A 21,211-nucleotide genomic window follows, 5' to 3' on the forward strand; every position below is an offset into this window, starting at 1 on the left:
GAGTGTTGCAACGCTGTGAACTGGGGTGGAACCGACGACGCGTCGGATGTCCGGTGGGGTCGATCGGACGGGGCGGCCGAGGCGGCGGACGCCGCCGGGGCGGTGGCCGCCGGACGTCGGCCACCGCTGCCAGGGCGGGGCCGCCGGCCGAGGGCGGGGTTCGAGAGGCCGGCGACCCGTCCGCTCAGGAGCCGTCATCCTGCGCGGGACTGCCCCCAGTGGACCGCGTGCACCCCACGCACCGGGAGCGCGTGCGTGACACCGGCGCGTGCGCTCGGTTCACACGGGGCGCGCGCCGACGCGTGCGGCCGCCGACTGCTCGTCCGACGTCGGGCGACCCACCGACCGACACCCGGTGCCGGACGACTCACCAACACCCGCCCGGCGTCCGGCACTTCACCGATATCTGTCCGGCGTCCGGCACTTCACCAACTCGCCCTGGGGGCCGGGCGGTTCACCAGCCCCGTGCACGCCATTCCGGCAACTGCGGCCGCTCCGCGCCCAGCGACGTGTCGTTGCCGTGCCCCGGGTAGACCCAGGTCTCGTCCGGCAGCACGTCGAAGAGCTTCGTCTCGACGTCGTGGATGAGACTGGCGAACGCCTTCGGATCCTTACGTGTGTTGCCCACACCGCCCGGGAAAAGACAGTCACCCGTGAACACATGAGGGTGCCCGTGCGGGTCGTCGTAGACGAGGGCGATCGAGCCGGGTGTGTGCCCCACCAGATGGCGGGCGGTCAGCTCCACGCGCCCCACTCGGATCGTGTCGCCGTCGTCGACCGGCACGTCCGTCGGTACCGGGATGCCCTCGACGTCGTCCCGCCCCGCGTACGTACGCGCACCCGTGGCCGCGACGACCTCCGCCAGCGCCTGCCAGTGGTCGCCGTGCTGATGCGTGGTGACCACGGACGCGATGCCGTCGTCGCCGATCAGCGTGAGCAGCGTCCCGGCGTCGTTGGCCGCGTCGATCAGCAGTTGCTCGCCCGTGGCTCGGCAGCGCAGCAGGTAGGCGTTGTTGTTCATCGGGCCGACGGCGGCCTTGGAGATCATCAGGTCCCGCAGCTCGTGCACATCGGCAGGGCCGCCGACCGTCACCGCTCCGCTGTACGTCATGTCACTCAGCCTATAGCGGGGGGAGGGCGGGGAGCGGGCCGCCGTCGACGGTCAGGGCGGAGCCGTCGCGACGGCCGCAGAGCCAGCCGAGGAGGTCCGCCTGGCGGCCGCTGACCGTGAGTTCGAACCTGGGCTCGCGGCCGCTCTCGATCTGCTCCGGGCCGAGGCCCTCGACGGCACCGGTGGCCACCGCGCGGCCGTCGTCCTGCTTGATCAGCAGCGCGGGCACGTCGGGATGGTGGCGGAACCGCCGGGCGAGGAAGTTGATCTCCCGCTGCGTGAACTCGTCGGGCAGATCCTCCAGCACGTAGCCGATCCCCAGATCCACGTGGTGCAGCTCGACCTCGATCCACCGCCGGAACGGGATCCCGGCCGCGGAGTCGGTGACTCCGTTGCGCAGCTCCACCGTGCGGGACCAGTCCGCGGGCGCGGTCCCCGCCTCCTGGAAGCGGGCCGCGCTTTCACGGACGTCCGCGAGGTGCACGTCCAGGGGCCGCGGGGCGTCCCGCTCGATCTCGGCGTCCCGGGCTTCTCCGGAGACGTACATCGGCCGGCCTTCGAGGACGTTCACGAGAGCGTCCGCGTTGCGGGCGAGATGGGCCAGGACGTGGCCGCGGCTCCAGCCGGGCAGCCGTGACGCCTCGGTCACGGAAGCGTTGTCCAGTTCGGCGACTGCGCTGAGCAGCCGTTCGGTCGCGTCACGTACAGACGCCAGGTCGCGCACATGATCGTTCATGGGGCCGACGATAGTGCCGCCACACGTTTGGGTGAAGGTGGTGGGCCATCCCCGCTAATCGAATGCACGTGCTATAAGGTCGGGGGCGGCGTCAGGCATTCTTGGGGGTCCGGGATTGTTACCAACCAGGGAAACCAGACCGGCGCTGTCAGTGGCTCCCCCTAGTCTGTGAATGACGGGGGCCCCGCCCCTGTCACTTCTCTCAAGAAAGGTGCGGACCGGCGTGGCCGACCGTCTCATCGTCCGTGGCGCGCGCGAGCACAACCTCAAGAATGTCTCGCTCGACCTCCCGCGCGACTCACTCATCGTCTTCACGGGTCTGTCCGGGTCGGGCAAGTCCTCGCTCGCCTTCGACACGATCTTCGCCGAGGGCCAGCGGCGGTACGTCGAGTCGCTGTCCTCGTACGCCCGGCAGTTCCTCGGGCAGATGGACAAGCCGGACGTCGACTTCATCGAGGGTCTGTCGCCGGCCGTCTCCATCGACCAGAAGTCGACCTCGCGCAACCCGCGCTCGACGGTCGGCACCATCACCGAGGTCTACGACTACCTGCGGCTGCTCTTCGCGCGCATCGGCAAGCCGCACTGCCCCGAATGCGGCCGCCCGATCACGCGCCAGTCGCCCCAGGCCATCGTCGACAAGGTCCTGGAGCTGCCGGAGGGCAGCCGCTTCCAGGTGCTGTCGCCGCTGGTGCGCGAGCGCAAGGGCGAGTTCGTCGACCTCTTCGCCGAGCTCCAGACCAAGGGGTACAGCCGCGCCCGGGTGGACGGCGAGACGATCCAGCTCACCGAGCCGCCCACGCTGAAGAAGCAGGAGAAGCACACCATCGAGGTGGTCGTCGACCGCCTCACGGTCAAGGAGGGCGCCAAGCGCCGCCTGACCGACTCCGTGGAGACCGCCCTCGGCCTCTCCGGCGGCATGGTCGTGCTCGACTTCGTCGACCTGCCCGCCGACGACCCCGAGCGCGAGCGCATGTACTCGGAGCACCTGTACTGCGCGTACGACGACCTGTCCTTCGAGGAGATGGAGCCCCGCTCCTTCTCCTTCAACTCGCCCTTCGGCGCCTGCCCGGAGTGCTCGGGCATCGGCACGCGCATGGAGGTCGATGCCGAGCTGATCGTCCCGGACGAGGACAAGTCCCTCGACGAGGGGGCCATCCACCCCTGGTCGCACGGGCACACCAAGGACTACTTCGCGCGCCTGATCGGAGCCCTCGCGGACGCGCTGGGATTCCGGACCGACATCCCCTTCGCCGGTCTCCCGCAGCGCGCCAAGAAGGCACTCCTGTACGGGCACAAGACGCAGATCGAGGTCCGCTACCGCAACCGGTACGGGCGCGAGCGGGTGTACACCACGCCCTTCGAAGGGGCCGTTCCCTTCGTGAAGCGGCGGCACAGCGAGGCCGAGAGCGACGCGAGCCGCGAGCGCTTCGAGGGCTACATGCGCGAGGTGCACTGCCCCACCTGTCAGGGCACGCGCCTCAAGCCGGTCGTCCTCGCGGTCACGGTCATGGAGAAGTCGATCGCCGAGGTCTCCGCCATGTCCATCAGCGACTGCGCGGACTTCCTGGGCAAGCTGAGGCTCGACACGCGCGACAAGAAGATCGCCGAGCGCGTCCTGAAGGAGGTCAACGAGAGACTGCGGTTCCTCGTCGACGTAGGCCTCGACTATCTGTCGCTGAACCGCGCGGCGGGCACCCTCTCCGGCGGCGAGGCCCAGCGCATCCGCCTCGCGACCCAGATCGGCTCGGGCCTCGTAGGCGTCCTGTACGTGCTCGACGAGCCCTCCATCGGCCTGCACCAGCGCGACAACCACCGGCTCATCGAGACCCTGGTCCGGCTGCGCGACATGGGCAACACGCTCATCGTCGTGGAGCACGACGAGGACACCATCAAGGTCGCCGACTGGATCGTCGACATCGGCCCCGGCGCGGGCGAGCACGGCGGCAAGGTCGTGCACAGCGGCTCCCTGAAGGAGCTGCTCGCCAACGACGAGTCGATGACCGGCCAGTACCTGTCCGGCAAGAAGGCCATCCCGCTGCCCGACATCCGGCGCCCGCGCGACCCGTCCCGGCAGCTCACCGTGCACGGTGCTCGGGAGAACAACCTGCAGGACATCGACGTGTCGTTCCCGCTGGGCGTCCTCACGGCCGTCACCGGCGTCTCGGGTTCCGGCAAGTCGACGCTGGTCAACGACATCCTGTACACGCACCTGGCCCGCGAGCTGAACGGCGCCAGGAGCGTCCCCGGCCGGCACACGCGCGTGGACGGCGACGACCTCGTCGACAAGGTCGTGCACGTCGACCAGTCGCCGATCGGCCGCACACCCCGGTCGAACCCGGCGACGTACACCGGGGTCTTCGACCACGTCCGCAAGCTGTTCGCCGAGACGACCGAGGCGAAGGTGCGCGGGTACCAGCCCGGCCGGTTCTCCTTCAACGTCAAGGGCGGTCGCTGCGAGAACTGCTCGGGCGACGGCACCATCAAGATCGAGATGAACTTCCTTCCGGACGTGTACGTCCCGTGCGAGGTCTGCCACGGAGCGCGCTACAACCGGGAGACCCTGGAGGTCCACTACAAGGGCAAGTCCATCGCCGAGATCCTGAACATGCCGATCGAGGAAGCGATGAACTTCTTCGAGGCCGTCCCGGCGATCTCCCGCCACCTCAGGACGCTCAACGACGTCGGTCTCGGTTACGTCCGGCTCGGTCAGGCCGCGACCACCCTGTCCGGCGGTGAGGCCCAGCGGGTGAAGCTCGCCAGCGAGCTCCAGAAGCGGTCCACCGGCCGCACCGTCTACGTCCTCGACGAGCCGACCACCGGCCTGCACTTCGAGGACATCAGCAAGCTGCTCGTCGTGCTGTCCGGCCTGGTCGAGAAGGGCAACACGGTCATCGTCATCGAGCACAACCTCGATGTCATCAAGACGGCCGACTGGGTCGTCGACATGGGCCCCGAGGGCGGCGGCGGCGGTGGCCTCGTCATCGCCGAGGGCACGCCCGAGGACGTCGCAGGGGTTCCGGCCAGCCACACCGGCAAGTTCCTGCGTGAGGTCCTGGGCGCCGAGCGCATCAGCGACGGCACGCAGGTGACGGCCCCGCGCAAGCCGGCGGCCAAGAAGGCGGTGTCCGTGGCCGCCAAGTCGGCGGCGAAGAAGACGGCGACGGCCAGGACCACGACGGCCAAGGCCACCAACAGCACGGCCACCAAGAAGGCGGCCGCGGTCACGAAGAAGGCGGCCCCGGCCAAGAAGACGACACGCGCCCGCAAGGCCTGACCCGGGCTCGTACGCGTACGCCTGCATCGCAGACCATGCGCGAACGCGCCGCGCCCCACGGGAACTCCTCGTGGGGCGCGGCGCGTTCACGCGGTCAGCCGCCCCGCTCCTGCTCCTACCCCTGCGGCTCGACGAACTGCATGTCCAGCTGGATCTTGACCACGTCACCGAGCATCCCGCCGCCGAAGTCCAGGCCGTAGTCGCTGCGCCGGATCTCGCCGGTCGCCTCGAAGCCGGCGTGCCTGCGGTTGTCGATGACGGAGTCGACCACGCCGCCGAACTCCACATCGAGCGTCACCGGCCGGCTCACCCCGCCGATGGTCAACTCGCCCTCCATCGACCAGTCCCCGTCCTTCCCGGAGACGCGGGTGGACCGGTAGGTCATCGTCGGACGGCTCGCCACGTCGAGCAGGTCCGGGGCGCGGGTGTGTGCGTCCCGGTCGGCGTTGCCGGTGTCGATGGAGGCCAGGTCGATCTCGGCGCTCACCCTGACGTCGTCCGCCGACTCACCCACGTACAGCTCGGCCTTCAGGTCCCTGAAGCGGCCCCGCACCTTGGCGATGCCGAGATGGCGGATCGTGAAGTTCACGGCGGAGTGGAGGGGGTCGAGCTCCCAGTCGCCGGGGAGCAGCGGCAGAGCGGAAGTGGTCACAGCGGAAGCGGTGACAGGGGTCGGGGAGATGTCGTTCGTCATGAGTCCCACTGTGTGCGAGGTGCGGGACGGGAGGGAGACCGGGCTGAGGATGGTAGTGACAGGGCCACGATCCGGGGCTCATGTGTTGGTACGTTCAGCGGGTGAGCGACAACGAGTTGGGCACCTTCCTGCGTTCGCGCCGTGAGGCGGTCACTCCTGCCGAGGTGGGGCTGCCCACCGGGCCCCGCCGTCGCACGCCGGGGCTGCGCCGCGCCGAGCTGGCCACACTGGCCGGGGTCAGCGTCGAGTACCTCACCCGCCTGGAACAGGGCCGTGACCGCAATCCGTCGCCCGAGGTGCTCGGCACCCTGGCGGACGCGCTGCGGCTGGCCGTGCCCGACCGGCTCCTGCTGCGCCGCCTGTCGAAGGGTGCGGGCGGCGACTCCGTGCTGTGCACCGCCGGAATGACCCCGTGCCGGGCCCTGCGCCCCACCACACGGGCCCTGCTGGACCGGCTGGAACCCACCCCCGCCGTACTCTTGAACTGGCTCGGCGAGATCCTCGGGTACACGACCGGATATCAGCGGATCGCGGCCCCCTTGGGGCTGCTCGACAGCGCGCACCCCAACGTCCTGCGGTACGTGTTCACCGACGAGCGGGCGCGCACCGCCTATGCGGACTGGGACCGGGTGGCCGACGAGCAGATCGCCCGCTTCAGGCACGAGGCTCCGTCCAGTGATCCTCATATGACCGCACTGGCCGACGAGTTGACCGTCACCGCCGGAGCCGCGTTCGCCGACCGGCTCGCATCCGTACCCGTCATGCCCCGGCATTCCGGAGCCGAGCTCATCGCCCACCCGGAGGCCGGCCACCTGCGCCTCGCCTACGAGACGCTCGCCCTGCCGGACGACGGCCAGCGCTTGGTCGTGTACCTGCCCGCCGACGACAGCACGGCCACTGCCCTTGACCGTCTCAACGGCTGCCGGCCGGGGGCGCTCCGGGCCGTCAAGGGCTGATGCCCATCTCGGAGGCGTACGGCGGTTCCGCGCCCGCCCTGGAGCAGGTGATCGCCGCGGCCCGGGCGGCGAACCGCAGCAACCCGGTCCAGCCGTCGGCGTCCAGGCCCGCAAGCGCCGGCCCGGACAGCGCGTCACGGGCGGCGAGGCCGTGCAGCAGTGCCGCGTTCACCGTGTCGCCCGCGCCGATCGTGTCCACCACGTCGACCGGTTCGCCCGGCATGGCGTACTCCGCGCCGTCGCGGGTGAAGACGGTCAGTCCGGCACCGCCCCGCGTGACGACGACGGCCGCGGGTCCTGCGGCCAGCCACTCGCGCGGAGTGCCGCCGAGCCACTCGGCGTCCTCCTCGGACAGCTTGAGCAGCGACACCGACGGCAGCCAGCTCTTGAACCGGGCCCGGTAGGCGTCCGCGTCGGGGATCAGCCCCGCCCGGATGTTGGGGTCGAGCGCGGTGAACACGCCCCGCGCGGACGCGATCCGCATCAGCTCCTCGTACGCGCTCGCGCCCGGCTCCAGAACGAGCGAACACGTGCCGAAGGACACCGCCCTCGTCCCGTCCGGGAGTTGGTCCGGAGCCGAGAACAGCCGGTCAGCCGTGCCCTCGACATAGAACGAGTAGCGGGCTGAGCCGTCTCCGCCGATCGACGCGACGGCGAGGGTCGTCGGCTCGGCGCCCCGCTGCACGGACGCCACATCGACGCCCGCCTCGCGCAGCCCGCCGAGCAGGGCCTCGCCGAAGGCGTCGGCGGAGATCCGGGAGCAGAAGGCGGCGGGGGAACCGAGCCGGCCCAGGGCCACCGCTGTGTTGTACGGACCGCCACCGCGGCGCGGGTCGAGCCTCGCGAGCGGGCCCGCCGCACTCGGCACCAGGTCGATCAGGGCCTCACCGGCGACGACGATCACGAGTCGGTTTCCTCTCGGGTTCTCGGGTTCTCGGGGCAGCCGCACGAGGTGCGGTGAACGAAGGCTGAGGGCAGCCGGACCGTACGGGCCGCGCGGCCGGGGGAGTCCAGCCGGTCCAGCAGCAGCCGTACGGCCTGGGCCCCGATCTCCCTGCCGGGCTGGGAGATCGCGGTGAGCCGGGGCGAGAAGAGGTCCGCCCAGGAGAAGTCGTCGAAGCAGCACAGAGCCAGGTCGCCGGGCACGAACAGGCCCCTCTCTCGCACGGCCCTGAGCGCGCCGATGGTCATCGCGTTGTTGGCGGTGACCAGTGCGGTCGGCGGCGCCGCGAGGGACAGCAGGGCGTCGGTCGCGCGCTCGGCGCCCGCCGCCTCCGAGTTGCCGGTGACCACGAGGCGCTCGTCGTACGGAAGTCCCGCGTACGCCAGGCCGTGCCGGTAGCCGGAGATCCGCTCGCTCGTGGTGCTGAGCCCCGGCAGACCCGCGACCAGGCCGATCCTCTTGTGGCCGAGTTCGGCGAGGTGGGTGACCAGGCGCCTGACGGGCTCGGTGTTCTCCGCGCAGACCTGGTCGAACGTGAAGCCGGGCGCCGGGCCGGACGGGTGGCCACTGTCGACCAGCCGGTCCAGGAACACGGTCGGTACGTCATGTCTCGCGAGGTAGCCGAGGAGTTCGTGCGGGGTGGCGGAGGGGGCGACGATCATGCCGTCGACGCGTCGCTCGTGGAGCAGCTGGACGACCTTGCGCTCGTGCTCGGGGTCGTCGTGCGGATCGGCGATGAGGAGGCTGTAGCCGTGCTCCAGGGCACCGGCCTCGACACCTTGCAGGGTCTCCGTGAAATACGGGTTGCTGATGGCCGACACCGCGAGGCCGATGGACCGCGTGCGCGCGGTGACCAGGGAACGCGCCAGCGTGTTCGGCGTGTAGCCGAGCTCGTCCATGGCGTCGAGCACGATCTGGCGCGTGGCGGGCCGCACGGGGCGGGTGGCGTTGAGTACGTGCGAGACGGTGGCGATGGACACACCCGCGCGTCGGGCCACCTCGGCCATCGTCGCCATAGCGCCTCGCCTCCCGGAACCGGCTTTTCGTCGGCGAACCTATCCCATCCCACGCGAGACGTAAACGCTTACGTAAGCGTTTACGTCTCGCGTGGTGAGGAATCGCCGGAGGCGCCGCTCACTCCCAGTCCCACCCGATCCCCACGATCCCCGACCGCACCCGCGGCTCCACCATGTGCACCGAGCGGTGCCGCCCGCTCAGTGCCAGCTCCTGGCGGCCGCTGCGGGGCGCCGCCGCCGAGTGCTGGGTGAACCGGTGGCAGCGCACCGGCACCGCGTTCTCGGCGAACCGCACCTGGAGGGCGTACTGCCCGCCGGAGAGGCTGAACCCGCGGACGTACTCGGTGGACGCGCCGGCCGTGCCGTCCTCGACGGCATAGCGGAACAGGAAGGTGTCGCCCGTCCGCAGCCGCGTGTCGAAGAGCAGCTCGGCCACGAGCACGCCGGTGCCGTGATGCCAACGGACGCGTCCCGTGCGGCAGTTCTCCAGGGCGCGCACCGTCATCTCCTCCGGAGCGCACCCCGGGTCGCCGTGGTGGACTGCCACATAGCGGTCGATGCCGTCCTTGGTGGCGCGCACGATGTGGTGCGAGTCGCGCCCCAGCAGCTCGCGCCGCGCGCCGATCAGGACCCGCTCGTGGTGGCCGATGGCGTGGAGTCCGCCGTCGGCCGGCGAGTCCAGTTCGGCCAGCAGTTCCTCCAGGGCGCCGGAGGCCTCGATCAGCGAGCGGTACGAACGGGCCGCGGGGCGTTCCGCGTCGGTGCGCTCCTCGGCCGCGGCGAGCAGCCGGATCAGCGACTCGTCCGGCAACTGGAGGATCTCCTCCAGGGCGCGTACGGCCCGCAGCGACTCGGGGCGCTGCGGGCGCCGGGCACCCTGCTGCCAGTAACTCAGGCTCGTCACGCCGACCTTGACCCCGTACCGCGTCAGATGGTGCTGTACGCGCTGCAGCGGCAGTCCACGGGCGGCGATCGCGGCACGCAGGGCGACATGGAAGGGGCCGACCCGCAGGGCCGTCTCCAGTTCCGTCTCCAGCTCCGCCGTGGCGACGTCCGCGTGCTGTGTGCCGTGCCGCATGCAGAGACCTTTCTGTGAATGTCCGCAACGGTTGTTCGGGCCGTTCGCGCTGGTCGGAGGGGTCACCTGACGGACGTACGGGGGATGTTCACACCCGAACGCCGTGGTTCCCGGCTCAAGTCATCCCGCATTGAAGCGTGTTGATCACGTCCGGACAACACCTCGTGCGCAACCTCGTTGACCGGCCGTGCTCTTCGGCTCGTCGCCGGGCCGGCCCGCGGCGACCCCCTCAGCACCCGAGGAGGTCCCGGATCAGCACCCCAGGAGGTCCCGGAGCGCCCGCGCCGAAAGGGCCGACTTGTGCAGGAAACCGAGGGCGGGGCTGGCCGCCACCAGCTCCTGGAAGTCCTCCAGGGAATGCGTCGAGATGAGGATCACCGAGGGCACGGTGCCCGCGAGCCGTACCACCACGTCGAGGCCGCTCTCGCCGTCCAGGTCGAGATCGACGAGAGCGACGTCGGGGACCAGGTCGTGGGCTCGCTCGACGGCCTCCGCGCCCGTCGAGGCGACGCCGACGACCCGAACCCCGCCACGTTCCAGCAGGGCACGCGCGGCCTCCAGGAACCGGGCGCTGTCATCGACGATGAGACAGCGCATGGACATGCGGACAGCATGCCAACCGGCTGCCGTCCTGGCTTTCCCGCTACCCGGAAAGCAGCTGCCGGAAAGTGCTGACGGCCTGTGCCGGAAAAGTTCGTACGTGCTTACGCAGCGCAGCGGCGAATGACGCGCGGTAGCATGTCGGCTGCCCTGGGGTGACCGTGTCGTGTCGGTCGGGTGGGGGTGCAGGATGACGAAGCGCCACAGGAAGGCCTGGCGGCTCCGGACACACCGCGCGGTCCTCGCGGGGGCGTTGTCCGCCGCCCTGCTGGCCGCCGGCTGCGGCGGGAACGGGGACGACGGCAAGCGTTCCGAGGAGCGCCGCGACACCACGTGCGACGGCGAACTCGAAGGCACCACCGACATCACGGTGTGGTTCCACACGGGCCAGAGCACCGAAGTCGACACGCTGCGCCGTCAGGTCAAGGACTTCAACGCCGTACAGAAGGCCGTACGGGTCGAGCTGATCACACTGCCCCAGGAGCGCCCGTACGCGGATCTGGTCGAATCCGCCGCCGTCAGCGGCGAACTGCCCGACCTGCTCGACTTCGACGGTCCGAACCTCTACAACTACGCCTGGTCGGGCAAGCTGAAGCCGATCGACTCCTGCGTGCCCGGGAACGTGAAGTCCGATCTGCTGCGCTCGATCCGCGAACAGGGCACCTATGCGGGCCGGTTGTGGGGCATCGGTACTTTCGACTCAGGGCTGGGCCTCTACGTACGCCCCTCCGTGCTGAAGAAGGCCGGTGTCCGTGTCCCCAGTGGCCCGGACGACGCCTGGACGGCGACCGAACTGACCGGCATCCTGCGCAAGTTGCGCCAGGAGGGTTATGAAAAGCCGCTCGACCTGCACCTCAACGACCTGGCCCGCGCCGAGGAATGGAACACGTACGGCTTCGCGCCCGCCGTCTGGTCGGCCGGCGGTGACCTCATCGACCCGCGGAGCTTCCGGACGGCGGAGGGCTTCCTCAACGGGCCCGGGGCGGTCCGGGCGATGACCACCATGCAGAACTGGGTCAAGGAGGGGCTGGTCGACCCGAACAAGGACGGCAAGGCCTTCGTCAAGGGGCGCAGTCCCCTCTCCTGGCAGGGGCACTGGATGTACGGCCGGTACACCGAGGCGTTCCCGGACGACGTGAAGATCGTCCCGCTGCCCGACTTCGGCAGGGGCACCGTCACCGGGATGGGCTCCTGGCAGTGGGGTGTCACGGCGGGTTCCACCGACGGGGACGCGGTGTGGCGGTTCCTCGCGTACCTCCTGAAGCCGCGGGAGGTCGACCGCATGAGCCGGGCCAACGGTGCGATCCCGGCGACGGACAGTGCCGTCGCGCTCTCGCCGAGGTTCGCCGAAGGCGGCGTCGAGCGGCTGTTCATCGAGCAGTTGAAGAGCGGTGTCGCACGGCCGCGGTCGCAGACCCCGGCCTACCCGGCGATCACCGAGGCCTTCTCGTGGGCCTCCGCCGAGATCATGGTGGACGGCGCTCCCGTCAAGGCGACTCTCGACGAGGCCGTCCGCCGGATCGACAAGGACCTGGCCGAACACCAGGGCTATCCGTCGGCCGGGCCATGAGAACCGGCATACGCAGGCGCGTCGGCGCCCTACGGAGGTCCGCCGGCGTACAGCGGTCCGGCGGAACCGGACACGCGCACGCCAGGGTCCCGTTCCTCGCCCGGCTGCGCGTCGGCACCAAGCTCATGCTGCTCGTCCTCCTGCCGGTCTCCGGGCTGCTCGCCTTCACGGTCTTCTCGGCCGTGACCGAGTGGCGGGAGGCGCGCACCCTGCGGGAGTTCAGCTCCGCCACGCGCGTGTCCTTCGCCCTGGCCGAGCTCACCGAGGCGCTGGCCCGCGAGCGCCTCGCCGAGGTCCTCGTGGAGGCGCGCCCGGACGGGCCGGGCGTGACGGACGAGCGGGCCGCGGCCCGGCGTGCCACGGACCGCACGCTCACCGTCGCGAACGGCAGGGCCGCGGACACCAGCGGGCAGCCGGACGTCCTGGGCCAGCTCGACGCGACGGGCCGCAAACTCTTCGCGACCAGGCTGGAGTCGGGCAGCGGCTCGCTGACCGGAACACAGATCGAGCGGAAGTACGCGAGCATCACCAACGACCTCCTGAACACAGTCCACGACCTCGACTCGAGCCGTCCCTCGCGGGACTCCGGACAGTCCGCCGACGGCTACCTGGCCGTCCTGGAGGCGATCGAGGCCGCCGACCGCGAACGCGTCGAGCTGGCCCTCCTGTTCGCGTCCGCGCCCGAGGACGGCCGGGCCGCAACCGCCGACCGCTGGCAGGCACTGGAGGCCGCCCAGCTCGACACGTTCCGGCAGAACGTGTCGGGGCGGCTTCAGGTGAGGCTGTCGACCGTGCTGCTCCAGCCCGCGGGCCGCACCGTCCGCGCCACGCGCGAGGCCCTCGGATCCGGCGACACCGCGAAACTGCCCTCCCTGGACCGCTGGCTGACCGTGTCCACCGACCGCCTCACCGCTCTGCGCGGCATCGCGGACACCGCCGCCGACGAACTCGCGGCCGCCGCCGACCACGACCTGGACGCCGCCGAGGCCCGCGGCGAAAGCGAACTGGCCCTCTTCGTCGTGGTCCTTCTCGCCGTCACCGTCCTCGCCCTCGCCCTGCGGCGCTCGATCACCCGCCCGCTCACCGAGGTGTCCGCCGGGGCCAAGGCCTTCACAGACGGCGACCTGTCGTACGACATGCGCTACGCGGGACGCGACGAGATCGGCGCCGTCGCCGACACCTTCCGCGAACTCCGGGTGGCCGGCGAGCGGTTCGCCGCCGAGATCCGCACCATGAACACGGCGATCGACGACAACCGGCTCGGCCACCGCGCGGACGTCGCCGCCTTCGACGGGACCTGGGCACAGCTGCTGCGCGGCATGAACGGCACCATGGCGTCGTTCGCCGCGGCCCACAGCCGGCGCCGCAAGGCCGAGCAGGAACTGGAGAGCATCTTCAACCTCTCCCTCGACCTGCTGTGCATCAGCGGTCTCGACGGCTACTTCAAGCGCGTGAACCCGGCGTTCGAGAAGACCCTGGGACACCCCGGCAGGACGCTGCTGTCCCGGCCTTTCCTCGAATTCGTGCACAAGGAGGACCGGGCCCGCACCCGCGCCATCCTCGACCGGCTGGCGGGCGGCGCCGAAGTCGTAGAGTTCGAGAACCGCTACGTCCGGGGCGACGGCACCGAGTGCTGGCTCCAGTGGAGCTGCCGCCCGGTCCTCGACGAGGGCCTCATCTACGCCGCCGCGCGCGATGTCACCGAGAGCCGCCGCGCCGCCCGCGAACAGGCCGCGCTGCGCAGCGTCGCCACCCTGGTGGCCCGCGGTGTCCCGCCGCACGAGGTGTTCACCGCCGTCGCCCGCGAGGTGGGGCTGCTGCTGAGCACGAGTTCCGCGGCCGTCCTGCGGTACGGGGCCGACGGCGCCGCCACCGTCCTGGGCTCCGCCCGCCCGGCCGAGGCGGGGGGAGCCGAGGTCCGGGAGGCGGCGACCGCGGTGGCCGGGACACGGCGGGCGGCTCGCATCGGCCGGTCCGTGGGGGCGCCGATCGTCGTCGACGACCGACTGTGGGGTGCCGTCGTCGCATCCGCCTCGCGCCCCGAACCGCTGCCCAGGGGCACCGAGTCGCGCCTCGCCGACTTCACCGAACTGATCGCCACCGCCATAGCCAACGCCGACAGCCGCGCCCAACTGGCCGCTTCACGCGCGCGCGTGGTGGCCGCCGGTGACGCGTCGCGGCGGCGCATCGAGCGCGATCTGCACGACGGCGTCCAGCAGCGTCTCGTCTCGCTCCAGCTGGACCTGCGGACGGCCGAGTCCATGACGGCGGACCAGCCGGCCGAACTCGTCGAGCAGTTGACGCACATCAGCAAGGGCCTGGACGACGCCTTCGAGGACCTGCTCCAGATCTCCCGCGGCATCCATCCCGCCATCCTCTCCAAGGGCGGCCTGGGCCCGGCCCTGCGCGCCCTGGGCCGGCGCTCCGCCGTCCCCGTGGAGCTGGACCTGGAGCTTCCGCCGGCCCGCCTCCCGGAACAGATCGAGGTGGCCGTCTACTACGTGACCTCCGAATGCCTCACCAACGCCGCCAAGCACGCGCGCGCGAGCGTGGTCGACGTGCGGGCGCGAACGTACGACGACGTCCTGGAGGTCGTCATCGGCGACGACGGGATCGGGGGAGCGGACCAGGGCGGCGGCTCCGGACTGATCGGGCTCACCGACCGGGTCGAGGCGATCGGCGGCAGGCTGAGCATCAGCAGCCCACCGGGCAGCGGCACCACGACGACCGTACGGCTGCCGCTGCCGGAGGTCTCCGCGGACGCGAGGGGGGAGCCGCCGCCGGACGTGTGACGGCCCGGAGCGCACGCGGCGGTAAGTCCACGAGGGGGAGTCTTGGACTCGAAGACGTGCGCACGCTCCGGGCTGCCTTCACGGACGGTGAGGCCACCGTCCGGCTTCAGGGGCGGGGGGTCCCGCCCTGCTGTGCCGACCGCAGGCGCTTGGCCCGCACGATGTCGGGGTCGCGGGGGTCGAGGCCGGACAACGCACCGCCGGCGTACGGCTCCTCGTCCTCGTACCGACGGACACGGACCGGCCGTCGTCGCTTCTCGATCCGTGTCTGTCGCATCTCCCGCAGCCCTTCGGTCATCGACCCGCCGCCCCTCGCCCGGGGCGGCCGGTCCACCTGCATCTGCACTGGTACGAGCATTGCCCCGAACTGTCTCCGTGTCGTCACGGCCAGCCCCCGAAACGGGTTCCGGTCCTCCTCAATTGCCCACCTCCCGCTAGCCGTAACCGGCCATGTCCGGCAGGCTGTTGGACGCGTACCGCACCGGTCGGGCGAGCGGACGGGGGAGCACCATGGACGCGGCACAGCCTCCCGCGCGCGGGAGAGTGGTCCTGGCCGACGACGACGTCCTGCTCAGGGAGGGTCTGGCCAGTCTCTGCGAGCGGCTCGGATACGAGGTGGCGGGCCAGGCGGGGGACGCGGGCCGGCTCCTGGAACTGGTCGAGGAGCACGTCCCGGATCTGGTGATCGTCGACATAAGAATGCCTCCCACCCATTCCACGGAGGGACTGAAGGCGGCCCGCAGCATCCGCGAGCGCCACCCGGATCTCGGCATCCTCGTCCTGTCCGCGTTCGTGGAGGTCGAGGACGCGCTGGAGCTGCTGGCCGGCGGCCGCCGGATCGGTTATCTGCTCAAGAGCCGGGTCACGGTCGTGGACGATTTCATCGAGGCCCTGGAGCGGATCCGCAAGGGCGGCTCGGTCGTCGACCCCTCCCTGGTGCGGGAACTGGTCTCGGCCCAGCGCCGCGACGACCCGCTGTCCTTCCTCAGCGCGCGGGAGCGGGAGGTCCTGGAGCTCATGGCCGAGGGCCGCTCCAACGCCGGCATCGGCCGCCGCCTGTGGGTGACCGAGGGCACGGTCGAGAAACACGTCCGCAGCATCCTGGGGAAACTGCATCTCCCGGAGGCCGCCGACGACCACCGTCGCGTGCTGGCCGTCCTCACCTTCCTGGAATCGCGGTAGACCCGGGCCGGCTCCGGGCGAGGGTCTGACAGGCCGTCGCGCTGTCACACCCCGCCAGTAGGGTGTGAGACATGGCCGACCCCTCCAGCTACCGCCCCAAGCCGGGACAGATCCCCGACTCGCCCGGGGTGTACAAATTCCGCGACGAACACCGCCGGGTGATCTACGTCGGAAAGGCGAAGAGCCTGCGCCAGCGCCTGGCCAGCTACTTCCAGGACCTGGCCGGGCTCCACCCGCGTACGCGCACGATGGTCACCACGGCCGCGTCGGTGGAGTGGACCGTGGTGTCCACGGAGGTCGAGGCGCTGCAGCTGGAGTACTCCTGGATCAAGGAGTTCGACCCCCGGTTCAACGTCAAGTACCGCGACGACAAGAGCTATCCGTATCTCGCGGTGACCATGAACGAGGAGTTCCCGCGCGTGCAGGTGATGCGCGGTCAGAAGAAGAAGGGCGTGCGCTACTTCGGTCCGTACGGGCACGCATGGGCGATCCGCGACACCGTGGACCTCCTGCTGCGCGTCTTTCCCGTACGCACGTGCTCGGCCGGTGTCTTCAAGAACGCCGCGCGTACCGGCCGCCCCTGTCTGCTCGGCTACATCGGCAAGTGCTCCGCCCCCTGCGTCGAGCGCGTCTCCGCCGAGGAGCACCGCGAACTCGCCGAGGAGTTCAGCGACTTCATGGCCGGCCGCACGGGGACGTACATCCGCCGCCTGGAGCAGCAGATGACGGACGCGGCCGAGGAGATGGAGTACGAGCGGGCGGCGCGGCTGCGCGACGACATCGAGGCCCTCAAGAAGGCCATGGAGAAGAGCGCGGTCGTGCTCGCCGACGCGACGGACGCCGATCTGATCGCCCTCTCCGAGGACGAGCTGGAAGCCGCCGTGCAGATCTTCCACGTACGGGGCGGCCGGGTGCGCGGCCAGCGCGGCTGGGTCACCGACAAGGTCGAGGCGGTCACCACGGGAGACCTGGTCGAGCACGCGCTCCAGCAGCTGTACGGCGAGGAGACCGGCGACTCCGTACCCAAGGAGGTGCTCGTCCCGGCGCTGCCCGACCCCGTGGAGCCCGTCCAGGAGTGGCTCACCGCCCGGCGCGGTTCGAACGTGTCGCTGCGCATCCCGCAGCGCGGCGACAAGAAGGCCCTCATGGAGACGGTGCAGCGCAACGCGCTCCAGGCGCTGGGGCTGCACAAGACCAAGCGGGCCTCCGACCTGACCACCCGCTCCCGGGCGCTGGAGGAGATCGCCGAGGCCCTCGACCTGGAGAGCGCGCCGCTGCGGATCGAGTGCTACGACATCTCGCACCTCCAGGGCGACGACGTCGTGGCGTCGATGGTCGTCTTCGAGGACGGCCTCCAGCGCAAGAGCGAGTACCGGCGCTTCCAGATCAAGGGCTTCGAGGGCCAGGACGACGTCCGGTCCATGCACGAGGTCCTCACCCGCCGCTTCAAGCGGTACATCGCCGAGAAGGAGAAGACCGGCGAGTGGGCGGACGGCGAGACCGGATTCACCGAGGAGGACGGGCGGCCCAAGCGGTTCGCGTACCCGCCGCAGCTGGTCGTCGTCGACGGCGGGCAGCCGCAGGTCGCGGCGGCCCAGAAGGCGCTGGACGAGCTCGGCATCGACGACATCGCCGTCTGCGGTCTCGCCAAGCGCCTCGAAGAGGTCTGGCTGCCCGACGAGGACGACCCCGTGGTGCTGCCACGTACCAGCGAGGGGCTCTATCTTCTTCAGCGTGTACGCGACGAGGCGCACCGCTTCGCGATCACCTACCAGCGCGCCAAGCGGGCCCGGCGCTTCAAGGCGAGCCCGCTGGACGACGTGCCGGGCCTCGGCGAGGCGCGCAAGCAGACGTTGATCAAGCATTTCGGTTCGGTGAAAAAGCTGCGGTCCGCGACAATCGACCAGATCTGTGAGGTCCCCGGCATAGGCCGCAAGACGGCCGAGGCGATCGCCGTGGCCCTCGCCCGGGCGGCCCCGGCCGCACCCGCCGTGAACACGGCGACTGGAGAGATCATGGAAGACACAGCAGACACAGCAGACGCAGCGGATGCAGCAGACGGGGTACCCGAGACGACGGCGGGTTCCCCGGGGGAGCCCGTGTCCGCGGGCGCCTCGGACGAACGACGGGGGCAGGAGAGATGACCGAGCACGAGCAGGAAGAACCCTCGGTACGACGCACGGCGCACACCGAGAAACCGCACGGCGAAGCACGCGAAGATCACGCACGGCGAGAAGCGGAAGATCACGCGCAACAGGAATCAGCCGTTGAAGCAGCCCAGGAAGACGGAGAGCAAGTGAGTACGGGCACGACCATCGAAACGGCGGCCGGCGTTCCCGAGGCGGCCATCCCGGAGCTGGTGATCATCTCCGGGATGTCGGGCGCGGGCCGGTCCACCGCCGCCAAGTGTCTGGAGGACCTCGGCTGGTTCGTCGTCGACAACCTGCCGCCCGCGCTGATCCCCACCATGGTGGAGCTCGGCGCCCGCTCCCAGGGCAACGTGGCCCGGATCGCGGTCGTCGTCGATGTCCGCGGCCGCCGCTTCTTCGACAACCTCCGCGAGTCCCTCGCCGACCTGGAGGCCAAGCAGGTCACCCGGCGGATCGTCTTCCTGGAGTCCTCCGACGACGCCCTGGTGCGCCGTTTCGAGTCGGTGCGCCGCCCGCACCCCCTCCAGGGCGACGGCCGCATCGTCGACGGCATCGCCGCCGAGCGCGAGCTGCTGCGCGAGCTGCGCGGCGACGCCGACCTGGTGATCGACACCTCCAGCCTGAACGTGCACGAGCTGCGCGCCAAGATGGACGCCCAGTTCGCCGGCGAGGAGGAGCCCGAGCTGCGGGCCACCGTCATGTCCTTCGGCTTCAAGTACGGCCTGCCGGTCGACGCCGACCTGGTCGTGGACATGCGCTTCCTGCCCAACCCGCACTGGGTCCCGGAGCTGCGCCAGTACACCGGCCTCAACGAGGAGGTCTCGGCGTACGTCTTCAACCAGCCCGGCGCCAAGGAGTTCCTCGACCGGTACGCCGAGCTGCTGCGCCTCATCCAGACCGGCTACCGCCGCGAGGGCAAGCGGTACGTGACCATCGCGGTCGGCTGCACCGGCGGCAAGCACCGTTCCGTCGCCACGTCGGAGAAGCTCGCCGCCCGCCTGGTGGCCGAGGGAGTGGAGACGGTCGTCGTCCACCGGGACATGGGCCGCGAATGACCGGACGTTCTCTGCGGCTGAGCAGGCTGCGGCGGATCGGCCTCGAAAGCCGCGGCGGCCTGCCCGCCGAGAGCCGCGGCGGCAAACCGCGCCGCCGCGGCACACAGCCCAAGGTCGTCGCGCTCGGCGGCGGCATGGGCCTGTCCGCCTCGCTCACCGCACTGCGCCGCATCACCGGCGACCTCACCGCGGTCGTGACGGTCGCCGACGACGGCGGTTCCAGCGGACGCCTCCGTGACGAGCTGGGCGTCCTGCCGCCCGGCGACCTGCGCAAGGCGCTGGCCGCCCTGTGCGGCGACGACGACTGGGGCCAGACCTGGGCCCGCGTCATCCAGCACCGCTTCCAGTCCCAGGGCGAGCTGCACGAGCACGCGGTCGGCAATCTGCTGATCGTCGCTCTCTGGGAGCAGCTCGGCGACCACGTCCAGGCCCTCGACCTGGTCGGCAGACTCCTGGGCGCGCACGGCCGGGTGCTGCCCATGTCCGCCGTCCCGCTGGAACTCCAGGCCCTGGTCAAGGGCCACGACCCGGAGCACCCCGAGGGCATCGACACGGTCCGCGGCCAGGCGAACGTGGCACTCACACCCGGCGAGGTGCAGTCCGTGCACCTCGTGCCGAACGACCCGCCCGCCGTCCCCGAGGCCGTCGCGGCGGTCCTCGACGCGGACTGGGTGGTCCTCGGCCCCGGCTCCTGGTTCTCCTCGGTGATCCCCCATCTGCTCGTGCCCGAACTGCTCGACGCCCTCACCGAGACGAAGGCCCGCCGGGTCCTCCCACTGAACCTCGCCCCGCAGCCCGGAGAAACCGATGGCTTCTCCCCGCAGCGTCATTTGGAGGTTTTGGGACGACACGCCCCTAAACTCGCCCTGGACGTGGTGCTCGCCGACGAGGCCGCCGTGCCCGACCGCGATTTACTCACCGATGCCGCCCAGCGGCTCGGAGCCGCGGTCGAGCTGGCGCCCGTGGCCCGGACCGACGGGTCTCCGAGGCACGATCCGGAGCTGTTGGCCGCCGCGTACGACCGTATTTTTCGGATGCATGGAAGGATCGGCCCATGGCGATGACGGCAGCGGTGAAGGACGAGATTTCCCGGCTTCCCGTCACCCGGACCTGCTGCAGAAAGGCGGAGGTCTCCGCCATCCTGCGGTTCGCGGGCGGCCTTCACCTGGTGAGCGGCCGCATCGTGATCGAGGCGGAGCTGGACACCGCGATGGCGGCGCGACGGCTGAAGCGGGACATTCTGGAGATCTTCGGCCACAGTTCCGAACTGATCGTGATGGCTCCCGGCGGGCTGCGCCGCGGCTCCCGCTATGTCGTGCGGGTCGTCGCGGGCGGTGACCAGCTGGCCCGCCAGACCGGGCTCGTGGACGGCCGCGGACGCCCGATCAGGGGTCTGCCGCCGCAGGTGGTCTCGGGGGCCACCTGCGACGCCGAGGCGGCCTGGCGCGGTGCGTTCCTGGCCCACGGCTCGCTCACCGAGCCCGGCCGCTCCTCGTCGCTGGAGGTGACCTGCCCCGGGCCCGAGGCCGCGCTCGCACTGGTCGGCGCCGCCCGCCGCCTGTCGATCCCCGCCAAGGCCCGCGAGGTGCGCGGCGTGGACCGGGTCGTCGTACGCGACGGAGACGCCATCGGGGCGCTGCTGACCCGCCTCGGCGCGCACGAGTCGGTGCTGGCCTGGGAGGAGCGGCGGATGCGCCGCGAGGTCCGCGCCACCGCCAACCGGCTCGCCAACTTCGACGACGCCAACCTGCGGCGCTCGGCCCGCGCCGCCGTCGCCGCCGGAGCCCGCGTACAGCGCGCCCTGGAGATCCTCGGCGAGGAGGTTCCCGAGCACCTCGCGGCGGCCGGCCGGCTGCGCATCGAGCACAAGCAGGCCTCCCTGGAGGAGCTGGGCGCGCTCGCCGACCCGCCGCTGACCAAGGACGCCGTCGCGGGCCGTATCCGCCGGCTGCTCGCGATGGCCGACAAGCGGGCCCAGGACCTGGGCATTCCCAGTACGGAGTCCACCCTCACCGAGGAGATGGCCGACAACCTCGTGGGCTGATCCGCGGACA

The 21,211-nt window shown here is 70.9% G+C and carries 17 protein-coding genes; 9 read left to right on the top strand and 8 right to left on the bottom strand.

Going from position 1 to position 21,211, the window contains the following annotated elements; all coding sequences use genetic code 11:
* Positions 1-454: 454 nt before the first annotated feature.
* A complete protein-coding gene (locus tag AB0I18_RS17705) occupies positions 455-1,111 on the bottom strand; it encodes an MBL fold metallo-hydrolase (protein WP_363106404.1) in 657 nt (218 codons plus the stop codon).
* A 10-nt stretch (positions 1,112-1,121) separates the two neighbouring features.
* Positions 1,122-1,847 carry a maleylpyruvate isomerase family mycothiol-dependent enzyme gene (locus AB0I18_RS17710; RefSeq protein WP_363106405.1) on the bottom strand — a complete coding sequence of 242 codons (726 nt, stop codon included), beginning with the start codon at positions 1,845-1,847 and terminating at the stop codon, positions 1,122-1,124.
* A 223-nt stretch (positions 1,848-2,070) separates the two neighbouring features.
* On the opposite strand from AB0I18_RS17710, the gene uvrA reads away from it, so the two are divergent.
* Positions 2,071-5,121: an excinuclease ABC subunit UvrA gene (uvrA, locus tag AB0I18_RS17715; RefSeq protein WP_363106406.1), complete on the top strand. Its 3,051-nt coding sequence runs from the start codon at positions 2,071-2,073 to the stop codon at positions 5,119-5,121.
* Positions 5,122-5,236: 115 nt separating this feature from the next.
* Here the strand turns inward: uvrA and AB0I18_RS17720 are convergent, their stop codons facing one another.
* On the bottom strand, positions 5,237-5,815 hold the full coding sequence (locus tag AB0I18_RS17720) for a YceI family protein (RefSeq protein WP_363106407.1): 579 nt from the start codon (positions 5,813-5,815) through the stop codon (positions 5,237-5,239).
* A gap of 101 nt (positions 5,816-5,916) precedes the next feature.
* On the opposite strand from AB0I18_RS17720, the gene AB0I18_RS17725 reads away from it, so the two are divergent.
* Positions 5,917-6,771, top strand: coding sequence for a helix-turn-helix transcriptional regulator (locus AB0I18_RS17725; RefSeq protein ID WP_363106408.1), 855 nt, complete (start codon positions 5,917-5,919; stop codon positions 6,769-6,771).
* Here the strand turns inward: AB0I18_RS17725 and AB0I18_RS17730 are convergent.
* The 4 genes from AB0I18_RS17730 to AB0I18_RS17745 all read right to left on the bottom strand — a co-directional run bounded on the left by AB0I18_RS17730 (position 6,761) and on the right by AB0I18_RS17745 (position 10,411).
* The gene (locus tag AB0I18_RS17730; protein WP_363106409.1) at positions 6,761-7,675 is read right to left on the bottom strand and encodes a carbohydrate kinase; all 915 of its coding nucleotides are present in this window, start codon (positions 7,673-7,675) and stop codon (positions 6,761-6,763) included. The two genes, AB0I18_RS17725 and AB0I18_RS17730, sit on opposite strands and share 11 nt — an antisense overlap.
* Positions 7,672-8,730 (bottom strand): LacI family DNA-binding transcriptional regulator, encoded by a 1,059-nt coding sequence (locus AB0I18_RS17735; RefSeq protein ID WP_363106410.1) that lies wholly within the window; start codon positions 8,728-8,730, stop codon positions 7,672-7,674. The genes AB0I18_RS17730 and AB0I18_RS17735 overlap by 4 nt, the downstream gene beginning before the upstream one ends.
* A gap of 118 nt (positions 8,731-8,848) precedes the next feature.
* Positions 8,849-9,808, bottom strand: a complete 960-nt coding sequence (locus AB0I18_RS17740) for a hypothetical protein (protein WP_363106411.1) — start codon at positions 9,806-9,808, stop codon at positions 8,849-8,851.
* Positions 9,809-10,060: 252 nt separating this feature from the next.
* Positions 10,061-10,411: a response regulator transcription factor gene (locus AB0I18_RS17745; RefSeq protein ID WP_363106412.1), complete on the bottom strand. Its 351-nt coding sequence runs from the start codon at positions 10,409-10,411 to the stop codon at positions 10,061-10,063.
* Positions 10,412-10,598: 187 nt separating this feature from the next.
* Between AB0I18_RS17745 and AB0I18_RS17750 the strand changes: the two genes are divergently transcribed.
* Together AB0I18_RS17750 and AB0I18_RS17755 are read left to right on the top strand one after the other, a co-directional pair.
* Entirely contained in the window at positions 10,599-11,978 is a 1,380-nt protein-coding gene (locus AB0I18_RS17750; protein WP_363106413.1) for an extracellular solute-binding protein, read from the top strand.
* Complete coding sequence (locus AB0I18_RS17755) at positions 11,975-14,770, top strand: PAS domain S-box protein (protein ID WP_363106414.1); 2,796 nt, start codon at positions 11,975-11,977, stop codon at positions 14,768-14,770. The genes AB0I18_RS17750 and AB0I18_RS17755 overlap by 4 nt, the downstream gene beginning before the upstream one ends.
* A gap of 106 nt (positions 14,771-14,876) precedes the next feature.
* Here the strand turns inward: AB0I18_RS17755 and AB0I18_RS17760 are convergent, their stop codons facing one another.
* Positions 14,877-15,128 carry a hypothetical protein gene (locus AB0I18_RS17760; RefSeq protein ID WP_363106415.1) on the bottom strand — a complete coding sequence of 84 codons (252 nt, stop codon included), beginning with the start codon at positions 15,126-15,128 and terminating at the stop codon, positions 14,877-14,879.
* A gap of 152 nt (positions 15,129-15,280) precedes the next feature.
* On the opposite strand from AB0I18_RS17760, the gene AB0I18_RS17765 reads away from it, so the two are divergent.
* The 5 genes from AB0I18_RS17765 (at position 15,281) to whiA (ending at position 21,201) form a co-directional block, all read left to right on the top strand.
* The gene (locus tag AB0I18_RS17765) at positions 15,281-15,952 is read left to right on the top strand and encodes a response regulator transcription factor (protein ID WP_363106416.1); all 672 of its coding nucleotides are present in this window, start codon (positions 15,281-15,283) and stop codon (positions 15,950-15,952) included.
* Positions 15,953-16,023: 71 nt separating this feature from the next.
* A complete protein-coding gene (gene uvrC, locus AB0I18_RS17770; RefSeq protein WP_363106417.1) occupies positions 16,024-18,096 on the top strand; it encodes an excinuclease ABC subunit UvrC in 2,073 nt (690 codons plus the stop codon).
* Positions 18,093-19,157 (top strand): RNase adapter RapZ, encoded by a 1,065-nt coding sequence (gene rapZ, locus AB0I18_RS17775; protein ID WP_363106418.1) that lies wholly within the window; start codon positions 18,093-18,095, stop codon positions 19,155-19,157. The genes uvrC and rapZ overlap by 4 nt, the downstream gene beginning before the upstream one ends.
* Positions 19,154-20,221: a uridine diphosphate-N-acetylglucosamine-binding protein YvcK gene (yvcK, locus tag AB0I18_RS17780; RefSeq protein ID WP_363106419.1), complete on the top strand. Its 1,068-nt coding sequence runs from the start codon at positions 19,154-19,156 to the stop codon at positions 20,219-20,221. The genes rapZ and yvcK overlap by 4 nt, the downstream gene beginning before the upstream one ends.
* Positions 20,212-21,201 (top strand): DNA-binding protein WhiA, encoded by a 990-nt coding sequence (gene whiA, locus AB0I18_RS17785; RefSeq protein ID WP_363106420.1) that lies wholly within the window; start codon positions 20,212-20,214, stop codon positions 21,199-21,201. The genes yvcK and whiA overlap by 10 nt, the downstream gene beginning before the upstream one ends.
* Positions 21,202-21,211: the final 10 nt, after the last annotated feature.

It is taken from the genome of Streptomyces sp. NPDC050704, from assembly GCF_040654355.1.
Taxonomy (GTDB): domain Bacteria; phylum Actinomycetota; class Actinomycetes; order Streptomycetales; family Streptomycetaceae; genus Streptomyces.

What these genes read in the sequence shown, in the direction of transcription:
- AB0I18_RS17740 (WP_363106411.1), bottom strand. Translation starts at nt 9,808, where the DNA reads ATGCGGCACGGCACACAGCACGCGGACGTCGCCACGGCGGAGCTGGAG.
- AB0I18_RS17705 (WP_363106404.1), bottom strand. Translation starts at nt 1,111, where the DNA reads ATGACGTACAGCGGAGCGGTGACGGTCGGCGGCCCTGCCGATGTGCAC.
- AB0I18_RS17710 (WP_363106405.1), bottom strand. Translation starts at nt 1,847, where the DNA reads ATGAACGATCATGTGCGCGACCTGGCGTCTGTACGTGACGCGACCGAA.
- rapZ (WP_363106418.1), top strand. Translation starts at nt 18,093, where the DNA reads ATGACCGAGCACGAGCAGGAAGAACCCTCGGTACGACGCACGGCGCAC.
- AB0I18_RS17760 (WP_363106415.1), bottom strand. Translation starts at nt 15,128, where the DNA reads ATGCTCGTACCAGTGCAGATGCAGGTGGACCGGCCGCCCCGGGCGAGG.
- AB0I18_RS17765 (WP_363106416.1), top strand. Translation starts at nt 15,281, where the DNA reads ATGGACGCGGCACAGCCTCCCGCGCGCGGGAGAGTGGTCCTGGCCGAC.
- AB0I18_RS17720 (WP_363106407.1), bottom strand. Translation starts at nt 5,815, where the DNA reads ATGACGAACGACATCTCCCCGACCCCTGTCACCGCTTCCGCTGTGACC.
- AB0I18_RS17745 (WP_363106412.1), bottom strand. Translation starts at nt 10,411, where the DNA reads ATGTCCATGCGCTGTCTCATCGTCGATGACAGCGCCCGGTTCCTGGAG.
- yvcK (WP_363106419.1), top strand. Translation starts at nt 19,154, where the DNA reads ATGACCGGACGTTCTCTGCGGCTGAGCAGGCTGCGGCGGATCGGCCTC.
- AB0I18_RS17750 (WP_363106413.1), top strand. Translation starts at nt 10,599, where the DNA reads ATGACGAAGCGCCACAGGAAGGCCTGGCGGCTCCGGACACACCGCGCG.
- AB0I18_RS17735 (WP_363106410.1), bottom strand. Translation starts at nt 8,730, where the DNA reads ATGGCGACGATGGCCGAGGTGGCCCGACGCGCGGGTGTGTCCATCGCC.
- AB0I18_RS17755 (WP_363106414.1), top strand. Translation starts at nt 11,975, where the DNA reads ATGAGAACCGGCATACGCAGGCGCGTCGGCGCCCTACGGAGGTCCGCC.
- uvrC (WP_363106417.1), top strand. Translation starts at nt 16,024, where the DNA reads ATGGCCGACCCCTCCAGCTACCGCCCCAAGCCGGGACAGATCCCCGAC.
- whiA (WP_363106420.1), top strand. Translation starts at nt 20,212, where the DNA reads ATGGCGATGACGGCAGCGGTGAAGGACGAGATTTCCCGGCTTCCCGTC.